Annotated in this window: 8 protein-coding genes; 1 reads left to right on the plus strand and 7 read right to left on the minus strand. The window is 68.5% G+C overall.

Annotation, left to right across the window (positions count from 1 at the left end; all coding sequences use genetic code 11):
* Positions 1 to 32: 32 nt before the first annotated feature.
* Genes AC1DEL_RS17085 through AC1DEL_RS17095 form a run of 3 tightly spaced genes read right to left on the minus strand, consistent with a single transcriptional unit; the run spans position 33 to position 7,620 of the window.
* Positions 33 to 590 carry a penicillin-binding protein activator LpoB gene (locus tag AC1DEL_RS17085; RefSeq protein WP_092297071.1) on the minus strand — a complete coding sequence of 186 codons (558 nt, stop codon included), beginning with the start codon at positions 588 to 590 and terminating at the stop codon, positions 33 to 35.
* A gap of 42 nt (positions 591 to 632) precedes the next feature.
* The gene (locus AC1DEL_RS17090) at positions 633 to 4,769 is read right to left on the minus strand and encodes a tetratricopeptide repeat protein (protein WP_477126040.1); all 4,137 of its coding nucleotides are present in this window, start codon (positions 4,767 to 4,769) and stop codon (positions 633 to 635) included.
* Positions 4,732 to 7,620 (minus strand): bifunctional glycoside hydrolase/polysaccharide deacetylase family protein, encoded by a 2,889-nt coding sequence (locus AC1DEL_RS17095; RefSeq protein ID WP_477126048.1) that lies wholly within the window; start codon positions 7,618 to 7,620, stop codon positions 4,732 to 4,734. Before AC1DEL_RS17095 ends, AC1DEL_RS17090 begins: the two co-directional genes overlap by 38 nt.
* An 851-nt stretch (positions 7,621 to 8,471) precedes the next feature.
* Here AC1DEL_RS17095 and AC1DEL_RS17100 point away from each other — a divergent pair.
* Positions 8,472 to 8,675 carry a cold-shock protein gene (locus AC1DEL_RS17100; RefSeq protein WP_039009350.1) on the plus strand — a complete coding sequence of 68 codons (204 nt, stop codon included), beginning with the start codon at positions 8,472 to 8,474 and terminating at the stop codon, positions 8,673 to 8,675.
* A 248-nt stretch (positions 8,676 to 8,923) separates the two neighbouring features.
* On the opposite strand, the gene AC1DEL_RS17105 is transcribed toward AC1DEL_RS17100, so the two are convergent.
* The 4 genes from AC1DEL_RS17105 to AC1DEL_RS17120 form a co-directional block, all read right to left on the minus strand.
* Positions 8,924 to 10,345 carry an aldehyde dehydrogenase family protein gene (locus AC1DEL_RS17105; RefSeq protein WP_092297062.1) on the minus strand — a complete coding sequence of 474 codons (1,422 nt, stop codon included), beginning with the start codon at positions 10,343 to 10,345 and terminating at the stop codon, positions 8,924 to 8,926.
* Between the two features lie 55 nt (positions 10,346 to 10,400).
* Entirely contained in the window at positions 10,401 to 13,169 is a 2,769-nt protein-coding gene (locus AC1DEL_RS17110) for a helix-turn-helix transcriptional regulator (protein WP_477126041.1), read from the minus strand.
* A gap of 6 nt (positions 13,170 to 13,175) precedes the next feature.
* Complete coding sequence (locus AC1DEL_RS17115; protein WP_092297057.1) at positions 13,176 to 14,729, minus strand: long-chain-fatty-acid--CoA ligase; 1,554 nt, start codon at positions 14,727 to 14,729, stop codon at positions 13,176 to 13,178.
* 85 nt (positions 14,730 to 14,814) lie between these two features.
* Positions 14,815 to 15,648 (minus strand): SDR family NAD(P)-dependent oxidoreductase, encoded by an 834-nt coding sequence (locus AC1DEL_RS17120; RefSeq protein WP_441592874.1) that lies wholly within the window; start codon positions 15,646 to 15,648, stop codon positions 14,815 to 14,817.
* Positions 15,649 to 15,678 lie beyond the last annotated feature (30 nt).

Raw genomic sequence — 15,678 nt, forward strand, 5'->3', positions numbered from 1 at the left:
CCTGTCCTTTTCTACAGCGTCCGAAAACGCGATCAACCCTGCATCAGCGGTGCCAGCAGGCGGCGCAGCAGCTTCTGCGCGGTGCCCGACAGCGAGGCGCGGCTCCAGCCGCTGTCGCTGCCCGTGGCCGACCACACCACCTGGCCGCTGGCCACGTCGATCAGTTGCAGCGAGATGCCCACTGCCGGTTCGCCATCCACGCCGACTTTATAGCGCCATTCCTGCACCGCGCCGGTCAGCGCGTAGCGGGCGCGCTCGCCCCGGGCCCATTCCAGCGCCTTGCCCACCGACTCGCGCTCGGCCGGCTCGAACAGCGTTTCCGGGTTCAGCGAGGCCGGGTAGCGCTTCAGGTTGGCGATGCCGCCGGTCTTCAGCAGCGATTCGGCGATGGCTTCGGCGCGCAGGCCGGCCTGCGGCGTCTCGGTGTAGTTGACAATCGGCAGCACCGCCACCGTGTCGCCGGGCGACATTTGCGGCGCACGGCCCACATCCGTCACCGCGCAACCCGCCAGCCACAGTGCCGCGCCAACGGCACCGATCCATGCTGCCATCCGCCCGATGCGGCCCTTGCCAGTCATTGTCTTTTTCATGGGATTCCCCTCGTTTACCTTGAAAACCTTCGTCGTCAATCGTCAGTACAGCCAGCGATAGCGCAGGCCGACCTCGGTCAGCGGCGTCCCGCTGGTGCGGGCCGCGGTGTCGTGCGAGATATACAGCGCCAGGTGGTCGTTGCCGAACACCGACCCGGCCAGGCCTGCCTGCCCGTGGAAGTTGTGGCCGGCGCGCGAGTCGTACAGCGCCCCCACCTCCGCGAACGGCCGCCACTTGCGCGTGTATTCGGCGAGCAGGTCGGTACCGAAGCCGAACAGCACGCCGGTCTGCGTGAAGCTCTGCGGCATGTAGAACGCGGTGTTCGCCTCGTCGTCATCGGCCGGCATCAGCCGCTGCAGGGCCGGCGTGAGCGTGCCGCTGTTGCGGGTGTAGATGCCGCGCGTGGCCACGGCGCGCACCGTGTAGTCCGGATACTGCGTGCGGATGCGGTAGCCGGCCTCCACGTCGAACAGCAGGCCATGGCCCAGCGCGCTGCGGTCCTGGCCGTAGAAATGGCTGTACTCGAAGCGTCCGCTGATGAACTCGCGCAGGCCCAGCCGCCACGTGGCGCCGGCGCCCAGCACATCCTTCATGCCGCCCACGCGCAGTTGCGACGACTCGTCGGCCTGCTGGTTGTAGCCGGCCAGCGTCGTGAACGACACCCGGCTTTCCAGATTCCACTGGCCGGTCATGCGCGCGGTGGTGAAGCTCTCCAGGCCGTCGCGGCGGCCCACGCCTACCAGCCAGCGCTTCTGCGAGTCGCGGTAGTCCAGCGTCAGCTCGGCGCGGCGGTCGCCCGCCGGCACGTTGGCCAGCTGGGTCGGATCGGTGCTGCGCTGGTCGCGGAACACGCCGCGCAGGCCCACCGCGTAGCCGTCCCACAGCCGGGCACCGGCGCCCAGGCTGTATTCGAAGTATTCGAGCGGCTTCTGGTGCTGGAAGGTCACGCGCGGCTCGATGGCCTGCGCGTTGAACAGCAGCGCATCCTGCAGGGTCTCCTGCAGGGTGTCGTCGGTGCGGGCCAGCTCCTGGGTCTCGAACGCCTGGGTCTGCGCGGCCGAGATGCGGTCAAGCTGGCGATTGGCCTCGATCTGGCTCGCCACGGGCACGCGGCCCGCCTGGCGCTCCATGATGCGGTCCAGCGCGTTCAGGTCGTTGTTGTCGAGCGCGATCGACACTTCGGCGTACGCCGGCCGCTGGAGCGTCTTGACGTACTGCCGCGCCAGCCACGCGCGGGCCAGCTCGTTCGACTCCGACGACATCGCCCAGGCTAGCGCCACCTCGCGGCTGGCGGCCGAGATCAGGCTCTGGCGACGGCGCTCGCGCTCGGTCAGTTCGGCCGGCGGCGCCACCACCAGCGGCGGCAGGCCCGGCACCTCGCCTAGCTTCGACGCACCGGTGACCGACGGCAGATCCCCCGGCGACTGACGGCGCGCAGCCACTTCCGCGCGGTCGCGGCGCAGCATTTCGATGACGAGGCTGCGCGAGACATCGCCCGACGCGAACACCTGACCCAGCGCCACCGTCTGGCGGCGCAGGTCCGCGCGCGCCGGGGCGCCCTGCGCGTTTTCCTCGTCTTCGGGGTCAGTGGCCGCGTCGTCCTCCTCGCCGGCCTGCGGTGCATCGGCACCCTGCAGCCCGGCAGGCGACCACGCTTTGTGAAGGTCGATCCACGCCTGCTTGCGGATGCGCCACGCCATCTGCGTCTGGCCAATGGCCTCGTACGCATCGGCCAGCAGGCCCAGCCAGAGCGGATCGGCGCTCTTGCCCATCTGGATCTTGTGCAGGTAGTGCAGCGCCGTGCGGCCGTCCTGGAAGCGCATGGCGCCGGCGGCGTAGGCGCCCCAGAGACCGGGATCGTCCTCGGCCTCGGGCTTCAGGCGCAGCATCACGGCGCGCACTTCGCTGTCCGTGCCCATGTCGACCAGCGCCCACAGCAGCGCGGCGAAGGTCTCGCTGTCCGCATCGGGCTGGCCCACCGCGTGGCGCAGGTCGGCCAGCGCGTGCTCGCGGTCGCCGGTCAGGCGCCAGTATTCGGCGCGGCGCATCAGGAACGTGGCCGATCCTTCGGCGTCGCGCTTCTGCTCCGGCGTCAGGCTGGCGAACAGCCGCTCCACGCGCACGTAGGCATGGGCGCGGGTGTAGTAATAGATAGCCAGTTCGAGCTGCTCGCGCTTGCCGCCCTTGCGCCAGCCGGCCTCGGCAATCCGGCCGGCATCGATCGGCGTCTTGTCGTAGTACTGGATCAGGTTCGAGAAATCGGCTTCCTCGGTATCGCGCACTTCGGCCAGACAGTCGTTGCGCGCGGCGCCGGGCGGCATCGTCATGCAATGGTCGTCGTGCGTGTTGCTGACCGCGATCATCATCTGGCGGTAGCCGTCCGCGAGCAGGTCGTCGCGCTGCGTCAGCCGCGCGAGGTCCGTGTAGGTGCGCCAGTACAGCAGGTCGCGCGGGCCGGCCTTGGCGCGCGCGGGCAGCATCGCGTCCATGGCCTGCGTCAGCCGGCCACCCACGTAGAGCATATTGGCGCGCTTGAGCGCGTACTCGGGCCGGGGGCCGAAGCGCTGTTGCAGCTGGCCGTACAGCTCGAAGGCACGGCCGTCGCGGCCTGCGCGCTCGGCCAGCTGCGCGTTACGCTCCATCACCTCGCGGGCGTGCGGGCCGCTGCTCAGGGAATCGAGGAAGGCCATGCCGGCCTCGGGCTCGCCCAGCCGCTCGTAGGCAGCCACCACCTCGTCGATGGTCTTCAGGTCGCCGGCGCGGTGCCGCAGCGCCGCCAGATAGGCGCGGTCGTCGGACAGGCCCGGGGCCAGCCGCATGACGTTGTTCCACGCGCGCTCGTCGTTGGTGGCCTGGGCGTACTGGAGCCAGCTTTGCAGCGCGATCATCGGCTGGCGGTTCCATTCGGCCACCTGCGCCAGCCGCTCACGCCAGACCGGCTCGTTCGGCAGCTTCTGCACGGCGGTCTGCGCCACGCGCTGCGCCTGGTCGAGCTTGCCGGCGGCCAGGAACACGCGATAGGCGAGATCGTAGTCGTCGGCATTGAACGCCTTGCCTTCGGCTGCCGCAGCCGCCACTTCGGCCTTGGCCGCCGCCTGGGCGTCGGCCTGCGAGACATTGCCGGTGTCCGCCACGTGGCGCACGCCAAGTTCGCCGGCTGCCGCCAGCTTGTCGCGCAGCTTCACGCCGCGCGGGCCGTCGAGGAACACCACCTCGCGGGCCAGCCACGGCTCGGTGTCGGAGACACGGCGCAGATGGGCCTGCGCGAGCAGCGTCGCGCCCATCGGCTTGTTGGCCGACAGCTTCAGCAGCCGCTCCACGTACTTCGCCGCCACCTCGGGCTTGCCCGCCGCCAGCGCCAGCTTGGTCAGGTAGCGCAGCACCTCGGCATCATCGAGCAGCTTGCCGCCGCGGCGCTCGGCTTCCGCCAGCGCCTCGTCGAGCAGGTTGCCCGATTGCAGCGTCTGCAGCGCCTGCAGGAACAGCGTGCGCTGCTCGTACAGGTTCTTGGCGCGCGCCTGGGCGTCGAACAGCGCCTGGGCGGAGTCGCGATAGTTGCCGCCGGCCAGCGCGATGCCGGCGAGCTGCTTGTTGTAGAAGTCCGCGTTGCCGGGGTCACGCACGGCCAGTTCGCGGAACAGCTTGCCGGCCGGGTCCGCCGCACCGATCTGGCGCGACTGCGTGGCCAGCGCCTGCAGATCGGCGAGCGACCACTTGCGCATCTGCGCCGGCGTGGTGGCGTCCTTCAGCAGGTCGTTCATCATCGCCAGCCGCCGCGCGCGCTCGGGCGTCTCCGGCAGCGCCGCGTAGGCGCGCTGCTGGGAGATCTCGATCCGGGTGCGCAGGATCGGGCCGCTCAGGTCCGCGCCCTGCACCGCCTGCATGCGGGCGAGCATGGCCTCGGCGTCATCGAGCCGGCCGCTGCGGGCGTACTGCTCCGCCAGCACACCCATGAAACTGGTGTCGTTGGGGGCCACGCGCGACCACGCCTCGAGGTAGGCCACGGTCAGGCCGTCGACGGTGCGGCCCTGGCCGAGCAGGCGCTCGCGCAGCGTTTCACGCGGGAACATCAGCGCCAGCCCCACCCCCACCATGGCGGTGAAGGTCAGGACCAGTGCGGGCGGCAACAGCCGCTCGCGCTCAGCCGGCGCAGCGGACTTCGACTTGTTGCTGGACATGGATCGGATCATTCACCGCGGGGGTATCGATACGCAGCGTGTTGCGCTCGCGCACACCGGCCACGGGCTTGCCGTCGACCGTCACACTGCACTGGCCGGCGTTGGCCAGCCGGAAGAAGGGCTTGTAGTAGCCGCTGAAACGGAAGCGCGTGACCTGGCCGTCGCGCTGCCAGTCACGCACCAGGCCGTTGGCCTCGGGGATCTCGGGCACGGCGCGCGTGGCGGCCGGCACGATCTGAAAGCGTGCATTGCCGCCATCGAGGTGGACATAGGTGCCGCCGCCCGGCGCCGGCGACGAGCCGGTCACGCCGCGCGCGGTGGCCACGTCCGGCACGCCCGTGCCGTTCCAGCGCAGGTTGCGCAGGTTGCCATCGCCCCGCACCACCCAGGCCCCGGCGGCCGGCGCGCCCATCTCACCATTCTCACCATTCGCGCCCTCGCCCAGCTCGCGCGCCACGGCCATGCCCTGCCAGTCGATGACCTTGAGCACATAGTCGGTGGAATGGATCGGCAGCAGCGGCTGCGTGAGCACGTAGTCATAGACCTTGCGCAGCGCCCGCAGCGACGCCACCTTGGTGCCCGAATAGCTGTGGTAGTAGATGTTCACGGCCTTGAAGCGGTACGGCTTCTCGGTCAGCTCGTAGGTCTCGATCACGCGCTCGAAGCCGTAGTACGGGCCGTGCCACAGGTTGGTGTAGATGTTCTCGTTCTGGTTGGTCGCAAAGACCTGGAAGGTGTTGTCGGCCTTGTGGATGCCCAGCGGCGCAATCGCGGTCCAGCTCGGGTTGCTGCGCGTGATCATGGTGTCGCCACCATTCATGTTCAGCACGCCGGCCTGCTCGGTCAGCTTGAGTGCCTCGGGCGGGGCCTGGCAGTCGCCGGGCCACAGCACCATCTTCACCGGCTTGCCCGGGGGCGCCAGCACCTTGTTGATATAGTCGATCGACCCGCCGATCTCGCGGTTCAGGTCCATCTTGTAGCCGGGAATCGCCAGGTGATAGGCCTCGTCGCCCTCCTGGATCCGGGCGTCGTTCTCGTGACCGGGCACGGTGCGGCCCCATTCGAACGGGTGCGAATAGGTGTGGCTGGCCACTTCCACGTAGGGCTGGGCGAAGATCTTGCGGGCGATCGGCTCCAGCTCCGCCGTCAGCTTCGGGTACATGCCCGCCTTGCCCACCTCGCCCTCGATCACGGACATCGTCATCGGCAGGCGGTATTTGTCGAAGATCTCGCGGAACAGCACCTCGCCCGAAAAACCGCCGCCGGGGATCTCGGCCTTGGAGGCAAAGCCGTCGCCATCGATATGGATGGTCAGCAGGCGGCGGCCACTCTCCGTCGTGGAATCGGGGACGGGCATCTGCGGCAGGCGCAGCGCCTCGCGCAGGAACTGGAGCGGCTGGATGGTCCAGCGGTCCTGGTCGGTCGCCACGTTCTGGCGCACCGCGTATGGGCCTGTGACGTATCCGCCCCATGGCGTGATGGCAGCGGCGTCGAAGGTCAGCGTGCCCGATCGCATGCGCAGCAGCGACCGCGTGTTGGCGGCGCCGTCCTGCACCTGCACCGGCACGGCCTCCGTGCGGTCCGGGGCGACCGGCATCTCGAAGCCCACCATCGGGTCCTTCGACACAATCGACACCGGCCCGGAAACGCGCCCCTTCACCGGCTTGAGCCCCAGCGTACGCGCCAGCGAGCCGGCCACGGGAGCGCCGAAGCCGTTCATGAAGACCACCGGCACGCCCTGGGCGATCTGCTTTTCCACCCAGGCCAGGAAACGGCCGGGCTGCTGGGTGAAATAGCCGTTGGACCAGACCACCACGCCGGCATAGCGGTCCGGGCCGATCTCGGGCAGCGGATCGCGCGTCTCGGCGAAGTCCACCCGGTAGCCCAGGTAATTGATCGGCATGGAGACGAAACGCACGCCTTCCGTGTTGTCGATGGCCACGCCGGGCTCGCTCTCCTGCACCACCAGCACGCGGCGCGGCATGACCTCGATCTGGCCGACGCCCACGGTCTGCAAGCCGGAATCGGTCACGTACGGCGTGATGCCGAGCGCGCGGATGCGGCGCGCGGTGTCACGGGCGCAGCGGCGGCCGGTCGGCGGGCAGTAATCGATGGAAATGACCGGCAGCTTGTACTGCTCGCGGATGACGCGGGCCTGCGCCAGCAGCCAGTCGCGGTCCTGCTGGCTGACCTCGGTATAGCGGCCCTGCGCCTGGTTCCAGCCCCGGAACAGCGATTCGAACACCACGCCGTAGACCAGGCTGTGGACCTGCGGCAGGATCTCGAAGCCCCGGTTGAACAACAGCCGCGCCTCGGGGTAGCGGGCCTTGATGGCCTGAATCACACGCACCATGCCGGCTTCCTGCCGGGCGCGCTCGGCGTCGGTCTTGGCCACGAGGTGATAGGAATCCATCGTATCGAGGAAGAAGCCGCGATAGCCGCGCTCCCACAGCGGGGCGATGACCTTGTCGACATAGAATGCCGGCCAGCCGTCGGCGGCCTGGTCGACCACGCGTGCCTGCCAGGCGTCGTTGCTGCCCACCAGCCAGTTCTTGGGGATGTCCGGGAAGTAGGCCCGGCTGGGCAGCACCTCGCCCAGGCTCACGTAGGCGAACCACGCCGTCTGCGGCGTGGAGACGCGGCGCGGATCGAAGCCGCTGTCGGGCTCCACCACGGCCACGTCGAAGGCCTGCAGGGCGTCCACGGGGGGCTTGCTGCCGTAATGGAAGGCGACGTTGGGCGCGGCCGGCCGGGCCAGATCGGCCGCCGGCTGGGCCTGAACCGCCGTCGAAGGCGTCAGCGTGCCCAGCACCACGCCGAGCGCGGACGCCAGCACCGCCACGACCGCCATGGCGCGTTGCCATGGGGCGGCGGCCCGTGACGGCGCCTGGCCGGCATCGCCGGCATGGCCGAAAAGTCCCCGGATTGAACGTTGCACTTGCTTCACTGGCTGTTATCCGCTTCTTCTGTTATGCCTTGGGCGCGCCGTTGGCGGCGCTGCCCGCGCGATGCCCGTCCCCGTGGCCATCGATACGGGATTTTCCCTAATGTGCCGGGCAAGGGGCGATGCTAGGGCATTCGCTGGGAATGGATTGTGAAAAATTGTGGCGGGAGTCCGTCCAGCCCGGATATGGGCCGATGTGGACCGAGGCAGGCCGACCCTGGCGACGCGCGCATGCACGTCCGGTCGGCCAGGCTATGGCTCGATTGACATGAAAATCCCCGTTCTACGTTCAAATTGCGCCTTGGGCGCGCGCCGCCTGGTGTCCAGACGACGTTGTTTTCTATTGGCGGCAATTGTCGTGGCATCCTCCGCCAAATGCCATAGTCCATATGGAGTACAGGAGTTTGAAGCATTCGGCGCCATGGCGGGAAGGGGGCCACCGAACTGCCCGGCGGAACGGAATCGCGCGAATTCGTACCGACTATCGATACTCGGTATGCGGATAACCCTGTCTTACCATCGTCCAAGGTGTTGAGATGTCAGACAAAACCGTGTTCGATGTAGAAAACTCTAATATCTGCTGTTTGCATGCCGAAATACCGTTAGGGGCTTAGTCCGATTGACACGCGAAAAAAAACCGGCAGAATGGGTCCTCGCATGCGCACTGCCCTCTAACGAATTTTTCGACGCGGGCTGTTGCGAAGATCATGCCTCGTCGGGCGATTACGCTCATCTGAAATTCAAGGTTGGAAAGATATATGGAAACCGGTACCGTTAAGTGGTTCAACGACGCCAAGGGCTTCGGCTTCATCACCCCGGACGCAGGCGGCAACGACCTGTTCGCGCATTTCTCGGCGATTGAAGGCAATGGCTTCAAGTCGCTGAAGGAAGGCCAGAAGGTCCGCTACGTCAAGGCAATGGGCCAGAAGGGCGAACAGGCCACGAAGATTCAGGCAGTTTGATAACCGCCTGAAGCGCCCGGCAATATCTTGCCTGGGAAGCCCCGCCACTGGCGGGGCTTTCTGCTTTTTGCACTCTTGATAATGTATGGCTTTGGGAACGTTTCCCGGGGCATCTGTTTTAGTTCTCGTATACCCATATTCCATGTCGCGGGAATGACTACGCGCATTGCCGGGACAGAAATCTTCGGCGCCTCCTGTCTCAGATCGGGCCCGACGCCAGCCGGCGCCAGACCCGGAGCAGGCGCCGGTCAGGCCGCGATGGCCTTGACTTCCATATATTCAGCCAGCCCGTAGCTGCCGAACTCGCGGCCATTGCCAGACCGTTTGTATCCGCCGAATGGCGCGCCGCTGTGCGGCTGGGCGCCGTTGATCCGCACCATGCCAGCCTGCAGACGTCCCGCCACGCGGCGCGCCCGGGCCGGATCGCCCGACCAGACATAGGCGGCGAGCCCATATTCGGTGTCGTTGGCGATGGCAATCGCCTCTTCCTCCGAGTCATAAGGAATGATCGCCAGCACCGGGCCGAAGATCTCCTCGCGCGCCACGGTGGCGTCGTTGCGGACGTTGGCGAAGACGGTCGGCCGCACGAAATAGCCCGACGCCAGCCCTTCGGGCCGGCCGACACCCCCCGCCACCACCTGCCCGCCCTCCTCGATGCCAATGCCGATCAGGCGCTGGACCTTCTCGAACTGGGCCCGGTTGGCCATCGAACCGACCTTGCTGTCGGGCTGCGTCGGGTCGCCCACCTTCAGCGCGGCGACCGTGGCCCCCGCGATGGCCACGACCTGCTCGTGCAGATGGCGCGGCACCAGCATACGCGTAGGCGCCACACAGGTCTGGCCGGAGTTGATCATGCAGCTGATCACGCCGTCCGAGACCGCCGCGCGCAGGTCCGCATCGTCCAGAATCACGTTGGCCGACTTGCCGCCCAACTCCTGGAGCACGCGCTTGACCGTGCCGGCGGCAGCCGCCGCCACCTCGATCCCGGCCCGCGTGGAGCCTGTAATCGAGATCACATCGACGTCATGATGGCGCGACAGCGCCGCGCCGACCGTCGGCCCATCGCCATAGACCATATTGAAGACCCCCGCCGGCACCTCGGCTGCGTGCACGATCTCGGCGAAGATCCGCGCATCGAGCGGCGCCAGCTCCGACGGCTTCAGCACCACTGTGCACCCCGCCGCCAGCGCCGAACCCACCTTGGTGGCGATCGTCGTCACCGGCCAGTTCCACGGCGTGATCAGCGCGGCCACGCCAATCGGCTCGCTGACCACCTCGGTGCCGCCCAGCTGCCGCGTGAAATCCGCTTCCTTCAGCGCGGCCAGCGCCGACTCCAGCATCTGCAGGCCGAGCGGCGCCTGCTTGACCTTGCACAGCCATTGCGGCGCGCCAATCTCGTGGTGGATGGCCAGCGCGATATCGTCCATGCGCGTCTTGTACAGCGCGATCAGCCGCGTCAGCACGTCCACGCGGGCTTCGCGGGTGGTGGCCGACCAGGCCGGGAAGGCCGCCCGGGCCGCCGCCACGGCGGCATCGACATCGGCCGCGCCGCCCATGGCCACGTGGCCAATCACCGCCTCGGTGGCCGGATTGACGATGTCGAAGCGGCCGGCGCCCGCCGCTGGCGCCACCCATTGGCCGCCAATATAGAAATGGTCGAGCTGATACATGCGCTGTGTCTCCCTGAGGGTTGGACTTCGGGTGTTTGAAACGAGGATGCCCGGCTCACTGCTCGCAGGTGGCGAGCTTGCGGGCCGCGACGATGGCTTCGTAGCGGCTGGTCACCTGCAGCTTGACGAAGATCTTCTTGAGGTTCCACTTGACCGTCTGCACGCTGATGTTCAGCGTCAGCGCAATCCGCTTGTTCGACATGGACTGTTCGAGCAGCGCAAGCACCTCCTGTTCGCGCCGGGTGAGTCCCGGCGTGGCGGCGATGGTGCGCACCGGCGCGGCGGGTGCCGGCGGGGGTGAGGCGGGCAAAGCGGTCGAAACGGTCGAAACTGTCGAAACGGTCGAAACGGGCGCGGGGGCCATGGCTGGCGCCGAGACACCGCCCGACTCGCCCAGCAGCGCGCGCACATGGTCGACCAGCGCCGCGCCACCATGCGTGGCGGCGCGCAGCAGCATTGGGTGCAGGCCGGCGCCCTCCTCGATCAAGGTGCGATGGAGCCCTAGCCGGTAGCACGTGGCCACGGCCGACTGCGCGCAAGCCTGGGCCTGTGCGCTGCGGCCCAGCGCTTCAAGCGCGCGGGCTTGTAGCAGGTCGGCCACGGCCTGCAGGCGCTCGCACCCGCGCACGGCAGCAAACCGTCGCAGCGTCTCCAGCGCGGACAGCGCCTCCTGCGGAGCGTCCTGCGCCAGCGCCAGCCGCGCGCGTCCCAACGCCGCCGTCGCGCCAATCTCCACATCGTGAATGCCATCGCCCGGATGCCGTGCCGCGTAGCCGTCGAGCACCGCCTGCAGGGCCTGCGCGTGACGGCGGTCGCCATAAGACAGCACCAGCCGCTGCTGTTCGGCGACCATTGCCACCACGCCGCGATCCATGCCCGTCGCCCGGAAATGCGCCTCCGCGCGCGTGAAGTAGGCGAGCGCATCCTGCGGGGCCTCGCGCAGGGCCTGGATGCGGCCGAAGACGCGCGCGGCGCGCACCTTCAGTTCCGCCGAGGCCCCGCGCAGGCGCACCCGGCACGCCGCCAGCGCGGCGTACGCCTCGTCCAGGCGGTCGAGTTCGAACCATGCCTGCGCCACCACGCCGGCGCAAAGGGTCGCGCAGAGCGCCCCGCTGCCGTGGATGGTCCGCGCGCGGCGCAGCGCGGCGGCGCCGATGCGCTCCGCCTCGAGTGCGTTGCCTTCGCGCATCGCCACGTTGGCCGCCGCGGCCGCCGCCACCAGCGCCAGCTCGCCACGGCCGGTGCGCGTGGCGCGTGCCGCCGGGGCGCTGTACAGGCAGCGCGCCGCCAGATGGTGGCCCTGTGCCGAGAGCCAGTGCAGGCGCACCGCCAGTTCAACATCCTCCAGCCCACCCGGCAGCGACCGCGCCGGGATCGCATCCAGCCCCTGCAAGGCGGCGCGCGCGCTGGGCTCGTCGTCGCCATGGGTGGCCAGCACGGCGCGCAGCAGCAGCCGATGGCGCAGCTCGATGGGGTCTTCGGCCAGGCCGTCGGCTTCCGCCGTGGTCTCCAGACGCGTGAGCCAGCGTTCGGCAAGGTCCATGCGCGCGGTCAGCGCGGACGCCCACGCGCCCATGCGCAACAGGCGCGGATGGGCCGCCATGCGGTTGCCGCCTACGCTTTCGGTCCAGCGCGCCACCACGCCGAGGTGCGCCAGCGAATGCGCCGGCGGCAGCCCGCCATCGACCAGCTGCGTGGCAAGCTCCAGGTCGTCGCAGAGCGCGGCGCTGCGCATCGCGTCGGCGAACCGCCCCTGCTGCACAAACCAGAGCGCCGCGCGGCGGTGCAGTGGCTTCGGGTCGATGCCCGCCTGCGCCCGGCGCTTGTCCAGGTAGGCGACGAACATCGGATGGAAGCGATACCACGCCAGATCGTCGCGGCGGTCCACGCGCCGCAGGAACACGTGGCGCCCCAGAATCTGGTCGATCAGGGTCGCGGCATCGTCGCGGCTGGTGACGAATGCCGCGAGGTCAGCCTGGAAGCTGCGCAGCACCGACACATGCAGCATGAAGTCGAGCAACTCGGCCGGCAGTTCGTCGATGACCTCCTCCGACAGGTAAGCCTCCAGGTTGCCGCCGTCGCCCACGCGGGCCGGCATATCGCCGGCGCTATCGCAGGCGGCGTCGCGCGTGCGGCCCGCCAGCCGTACGCCCACCGGCCAGCCTTCGGTAATCTCGTGCACCTGCCGCGCCACCTCGGCATTGGCCGGCACGCCGGCACGCGCCGTCAGGAAAGCCGCCGTCTCGTCGAAGTCGAACGTCAGTTCGGCCCCGTCGATTTCCACGAACTCTTCCATGGCCCGCAGGCGCCCGAGCCGCAACGCAGGCACGGTGCGCGAGGCGATCACCAGATGCAGGCCGGGCAGGATGGCGTCGGTCAACGCCTGCACCAGCGTCAGCGTGGCGGGGTCCTGCACATGATGGAAATCGTCGATCATCAGGTACAGGTCGGCCGGCGTGCGCGCGAGCACTTCCAGCAGCGACGCGATCAACGCCTCGCTGCCCTCCCCACCCTCCCCGCCTTCGCCAGCCTCGATGGCGAGGCCCGCGTGCCCGAGCGCCCCGGCCAGAATGGCGCGGAACGTCGGCAATGCGCCATCCTGCATGGCCAGCGTGAGCCAGGCCACGCGCGCGCCGGCCTTGTCGAGCCGCTGGCGCCACTGCGCCATCAGCGTCGTCTTGCCGAAGCCGGCGCCGCCCGTGAGCAGCACCAGCTTGCGGTCGCTGGCGGCCTGCAGCCGGCCGATCAGCCGATCGCGCGAGATCGCGTCGCTTGCGGGGCGCGGCGGCACGATCTTGGGCAGGATGCAGGGAGACGCGACCATCGACGTCTACGACTTCCAGTGGCGTTTGCGCAGCTCGTTCTTGAGCACCTTGCCGACGCTGGACAGCGGCAGGCCGTCGACGAACTCGGCGCTGCGCGGGATCTTGTACCCCGCGATCAGCTCCCGGCAATGGTTCTGGATCGACTCGAGCGTGGCTTCCGCGCCCGCCTTCAGCACCACCACCGCATGCACGGACTCGCCCCACTTCTCGTGCGGCACGCCGATCACGGCGACTTGCGCCACCGCCGGGTGGCTCGCCAGCGCGCGCTCCACCTCGGCGGAATAGACGTTCTCGCCACCGCTGATGATCATGTCCTTCATGCGGTCGACCAGGAACACGAAGCCGTCCGTGTCCATGTAGCCACCGTCGCCGGTATGCATCCAGCCGTTGCGCACGGCCTCCGCGGTCGCTTCCGGCTGGTTCCAGTAGCCGAGCATCACGTTGGGGCCGCGCACGGCGATCTCCCCCACCGTGCCGCGCGGCACCTCGCGGCCCTGCTGGTCGACGATCTTCACTTCCACCATCGGCGCGGGGCGTCCCACCGAGTGCATCTTGCCGCTCGCCAGGGCGGCCTCACTGTGATACTCGGGGCCGAGCAGCGTGGCCACCGGCGCCAATTCGGTCATGCCATAGCCCTGCGCGAACTGCGCGTTCGGGAACGCGGCCCGGGTACGGGCCAGCAGCGCGGGCGTCATCGGCGAAGCGCCGTAGCGGATCAGGCCGAGCGACGACAGGTCGAGATCGGCCGAGCGCTGCGGATTCTGTTCGCGCCAGTCGAGCCCCATCTGGATCATGGTCGGCGCCAGCAGCACCGAGGTCACGCGGTCGCGCGCAATGGTCTCCAGCATCTGGCCCGGATCGAAAGCCGTCATCGGCACGTGCGTGCCACCGACCAGGAAGACGGCGTTGATCGCCGCGAAACACGCCAGGTGGAACATCGGCATGACGTGCAGCATCACGATGGTTTCGTCGAAAGTGCCCGTCATCGGCTGGTTGCAAGCCGAGGAAACGAGGTTCGTGTGGCTGAGCATCACGCCCTTCGGGAAGCCCGTGGTGCCGCCCGTGTAGAAGATGCCGGCCAGGTCGTCGCCGTGGCGGTAGGCGTCCTCCACCGGCTCACTGTCGGCGACCAGTGCCTCGTAGTTCAGCATGCCCTCGGGCGTCTCACCGTCGCCGGCGTAGATGACGTGGCGCAACGTCGGGCATTCGGCGGCCACCTTGCGGGCGACGACCGTGAAGGGGTCGTCGACGATCAGGACGGCGGTGCCCGAGTCATTGAACGAATACAGGATCTCGGCCGCGCTCCAGCGCGTGTTCACCGGATTGAGCGCCGCGCCGGCCCACGGCACGGCCATGTAGTACTCGATATAGCGGGCCGAATTGAGCGAGAACATCGCCACGCGCTCGCCGTCGGTCACGCCGAGCTTCTTCAGCGCGCCGGCCAGCCGCGCCACGCGGTCGGCAAGTTCGGCATAGGTCTGGCTGCGGCCCTGGAAACGCACGGCCGTCTTGTCCGGCCGTTGCTGCAGCGATCTGTGCAGCGATTGTGTCATGTACATGCGATGTGTCTCCGTCACCAACCGAGAGGGGCGGTAGCGGCCTCTTGTCGGGCCGCTCTGTGGGGTTTTCCGGGTGCAGCCGGGCTTAGAAATTGCCGCCGGGGCCACCACCGCAGTAGACGACCTGCCCGGACAGGAAGTTCGACTCCGGCGTGCAGAACAGGTACACGGCGCCAGCGGCCTCTTCCGGCTTGCCGGCGCGGCCCAGCGGCGTCATGCGGCTCACGCCGTCGAGCATCGCCTGCTGCACACCGACCTTGATCTCGCGGCCTTCGATGGTGACGGTCTTGCTCTGGTCGCCGGCCAGTGCCTGCGTCAGGCGCGTTTCGATCAGGCCGAAGGCCACTGCGTTCACGTTGACCTTGAGGCGGCCCCATTCCTTGGCCAGGGTCTTGGTCATGCCCAGGATGCCGGCCTTGGCTGCCGAGTAGTTCGACTGGCCCGGGTTGCCGCCAGCCGCGCCGGACGAGATATTGACGATCTTGCGGAACACCTCGCGGCCCTCGGCCGCTTCGGCCTTGGCCGCCGCGCTGATCACCGGCTGGGCGGCGCGCAGGATGCGGAACGGCGCGGTCAGGTGGCAGTCAAGGATGGCATACCACTGCTCATCGGTCATCTTCTGGATGACGTTGTCCCAGGTGTAGCCGGCATTGTTGATGATGATGTCGATGCCCTTGTGGTGCTCGACGGCTGTCTTGACCAGGCGGTCGGCGAAATCGGGAGCAGTGACGCTGCCGACGCATGCCACGGCTTCGCCACCCTGCGCGCGGATCAGCTCCACCACTTCGGCGGCCGGATCGGCATCCAGGTCGTTCACCACCACGCGGGCACCTTCGGATGCCAGCTTCAGCGCCACTTCACGGCCAATGCCACGGCCCGAGCCGGTGACGATGGCGGACTTGCCTGCGAGTTTGCTCATGTCTGTTCTTCCTGTATCGATTCGTCTGGG

The organism is Cupriavidus sp. 10L43_2, from assembly GCF_056395265.1.

Bases quoted from the DNA above. Each gene is read 5' to 3' on its own strand.
- AC1DEL_RS17105 (WP_092297062.1), bottom strand. From the start codon at position 10,345: ATGTATCAGCTCGACCATTTCTATATTGGCGGCCAATGGGTGGCGCCA.
- AC1DEL_RS17085 (WP_092297071.1), bottom strand. From the start codon at position 590: ATGAAAAAGACAATGACTGGCAAGGGCCGCATCGGGCGGATGGCAGCA.
- AC1DEL_RS17100 (WP_039009350.1), top strand. From the start codon at position 8,472: ATGGAAACCGGTACCGTTAAGTGGTTCAACGACGCCAAGGGCTTCGGC.
- AC1DEL_RS17110 (WP_477126041.1), bottom strand. From the start codon at position 13,169: ATGGTCGCGTCTCCCTGCATCCTGCCCAAGATCGTGCCGCCGCGCCCC.
- AC1DEL_RS17115 (WP_092297057.1), bottom strand. From the start codon at position 14,729: ATGTACATGACACAATCGCTGCACAGATCGCTGCAGCAACGGCCGGAC.
- AC1DEL_RS17090 (WP_477126040.1), bottom strand. From the start codon at position 4,769: ATGTCCAGCAACAAGTCGAAGTCCGCTGCGCCGGCTGAGCGCGAGCGG.
- AC1DEL_RS17095 (WP_477126048.1), bottom strand. From the start codon at position 7,620: ATGGCGGTCGTGGCGGTGCTGGCGTCCGCGCTCGGCGTGGTGCTGGGC.
- AC1DEL_RS17120 (WP_441592874.1), bottom strand. From the start codon at position 15,648: ATGAGCAAACTCGCAGGCAAGTCCGCCATCGTCACCGGCTCGGGCCGT.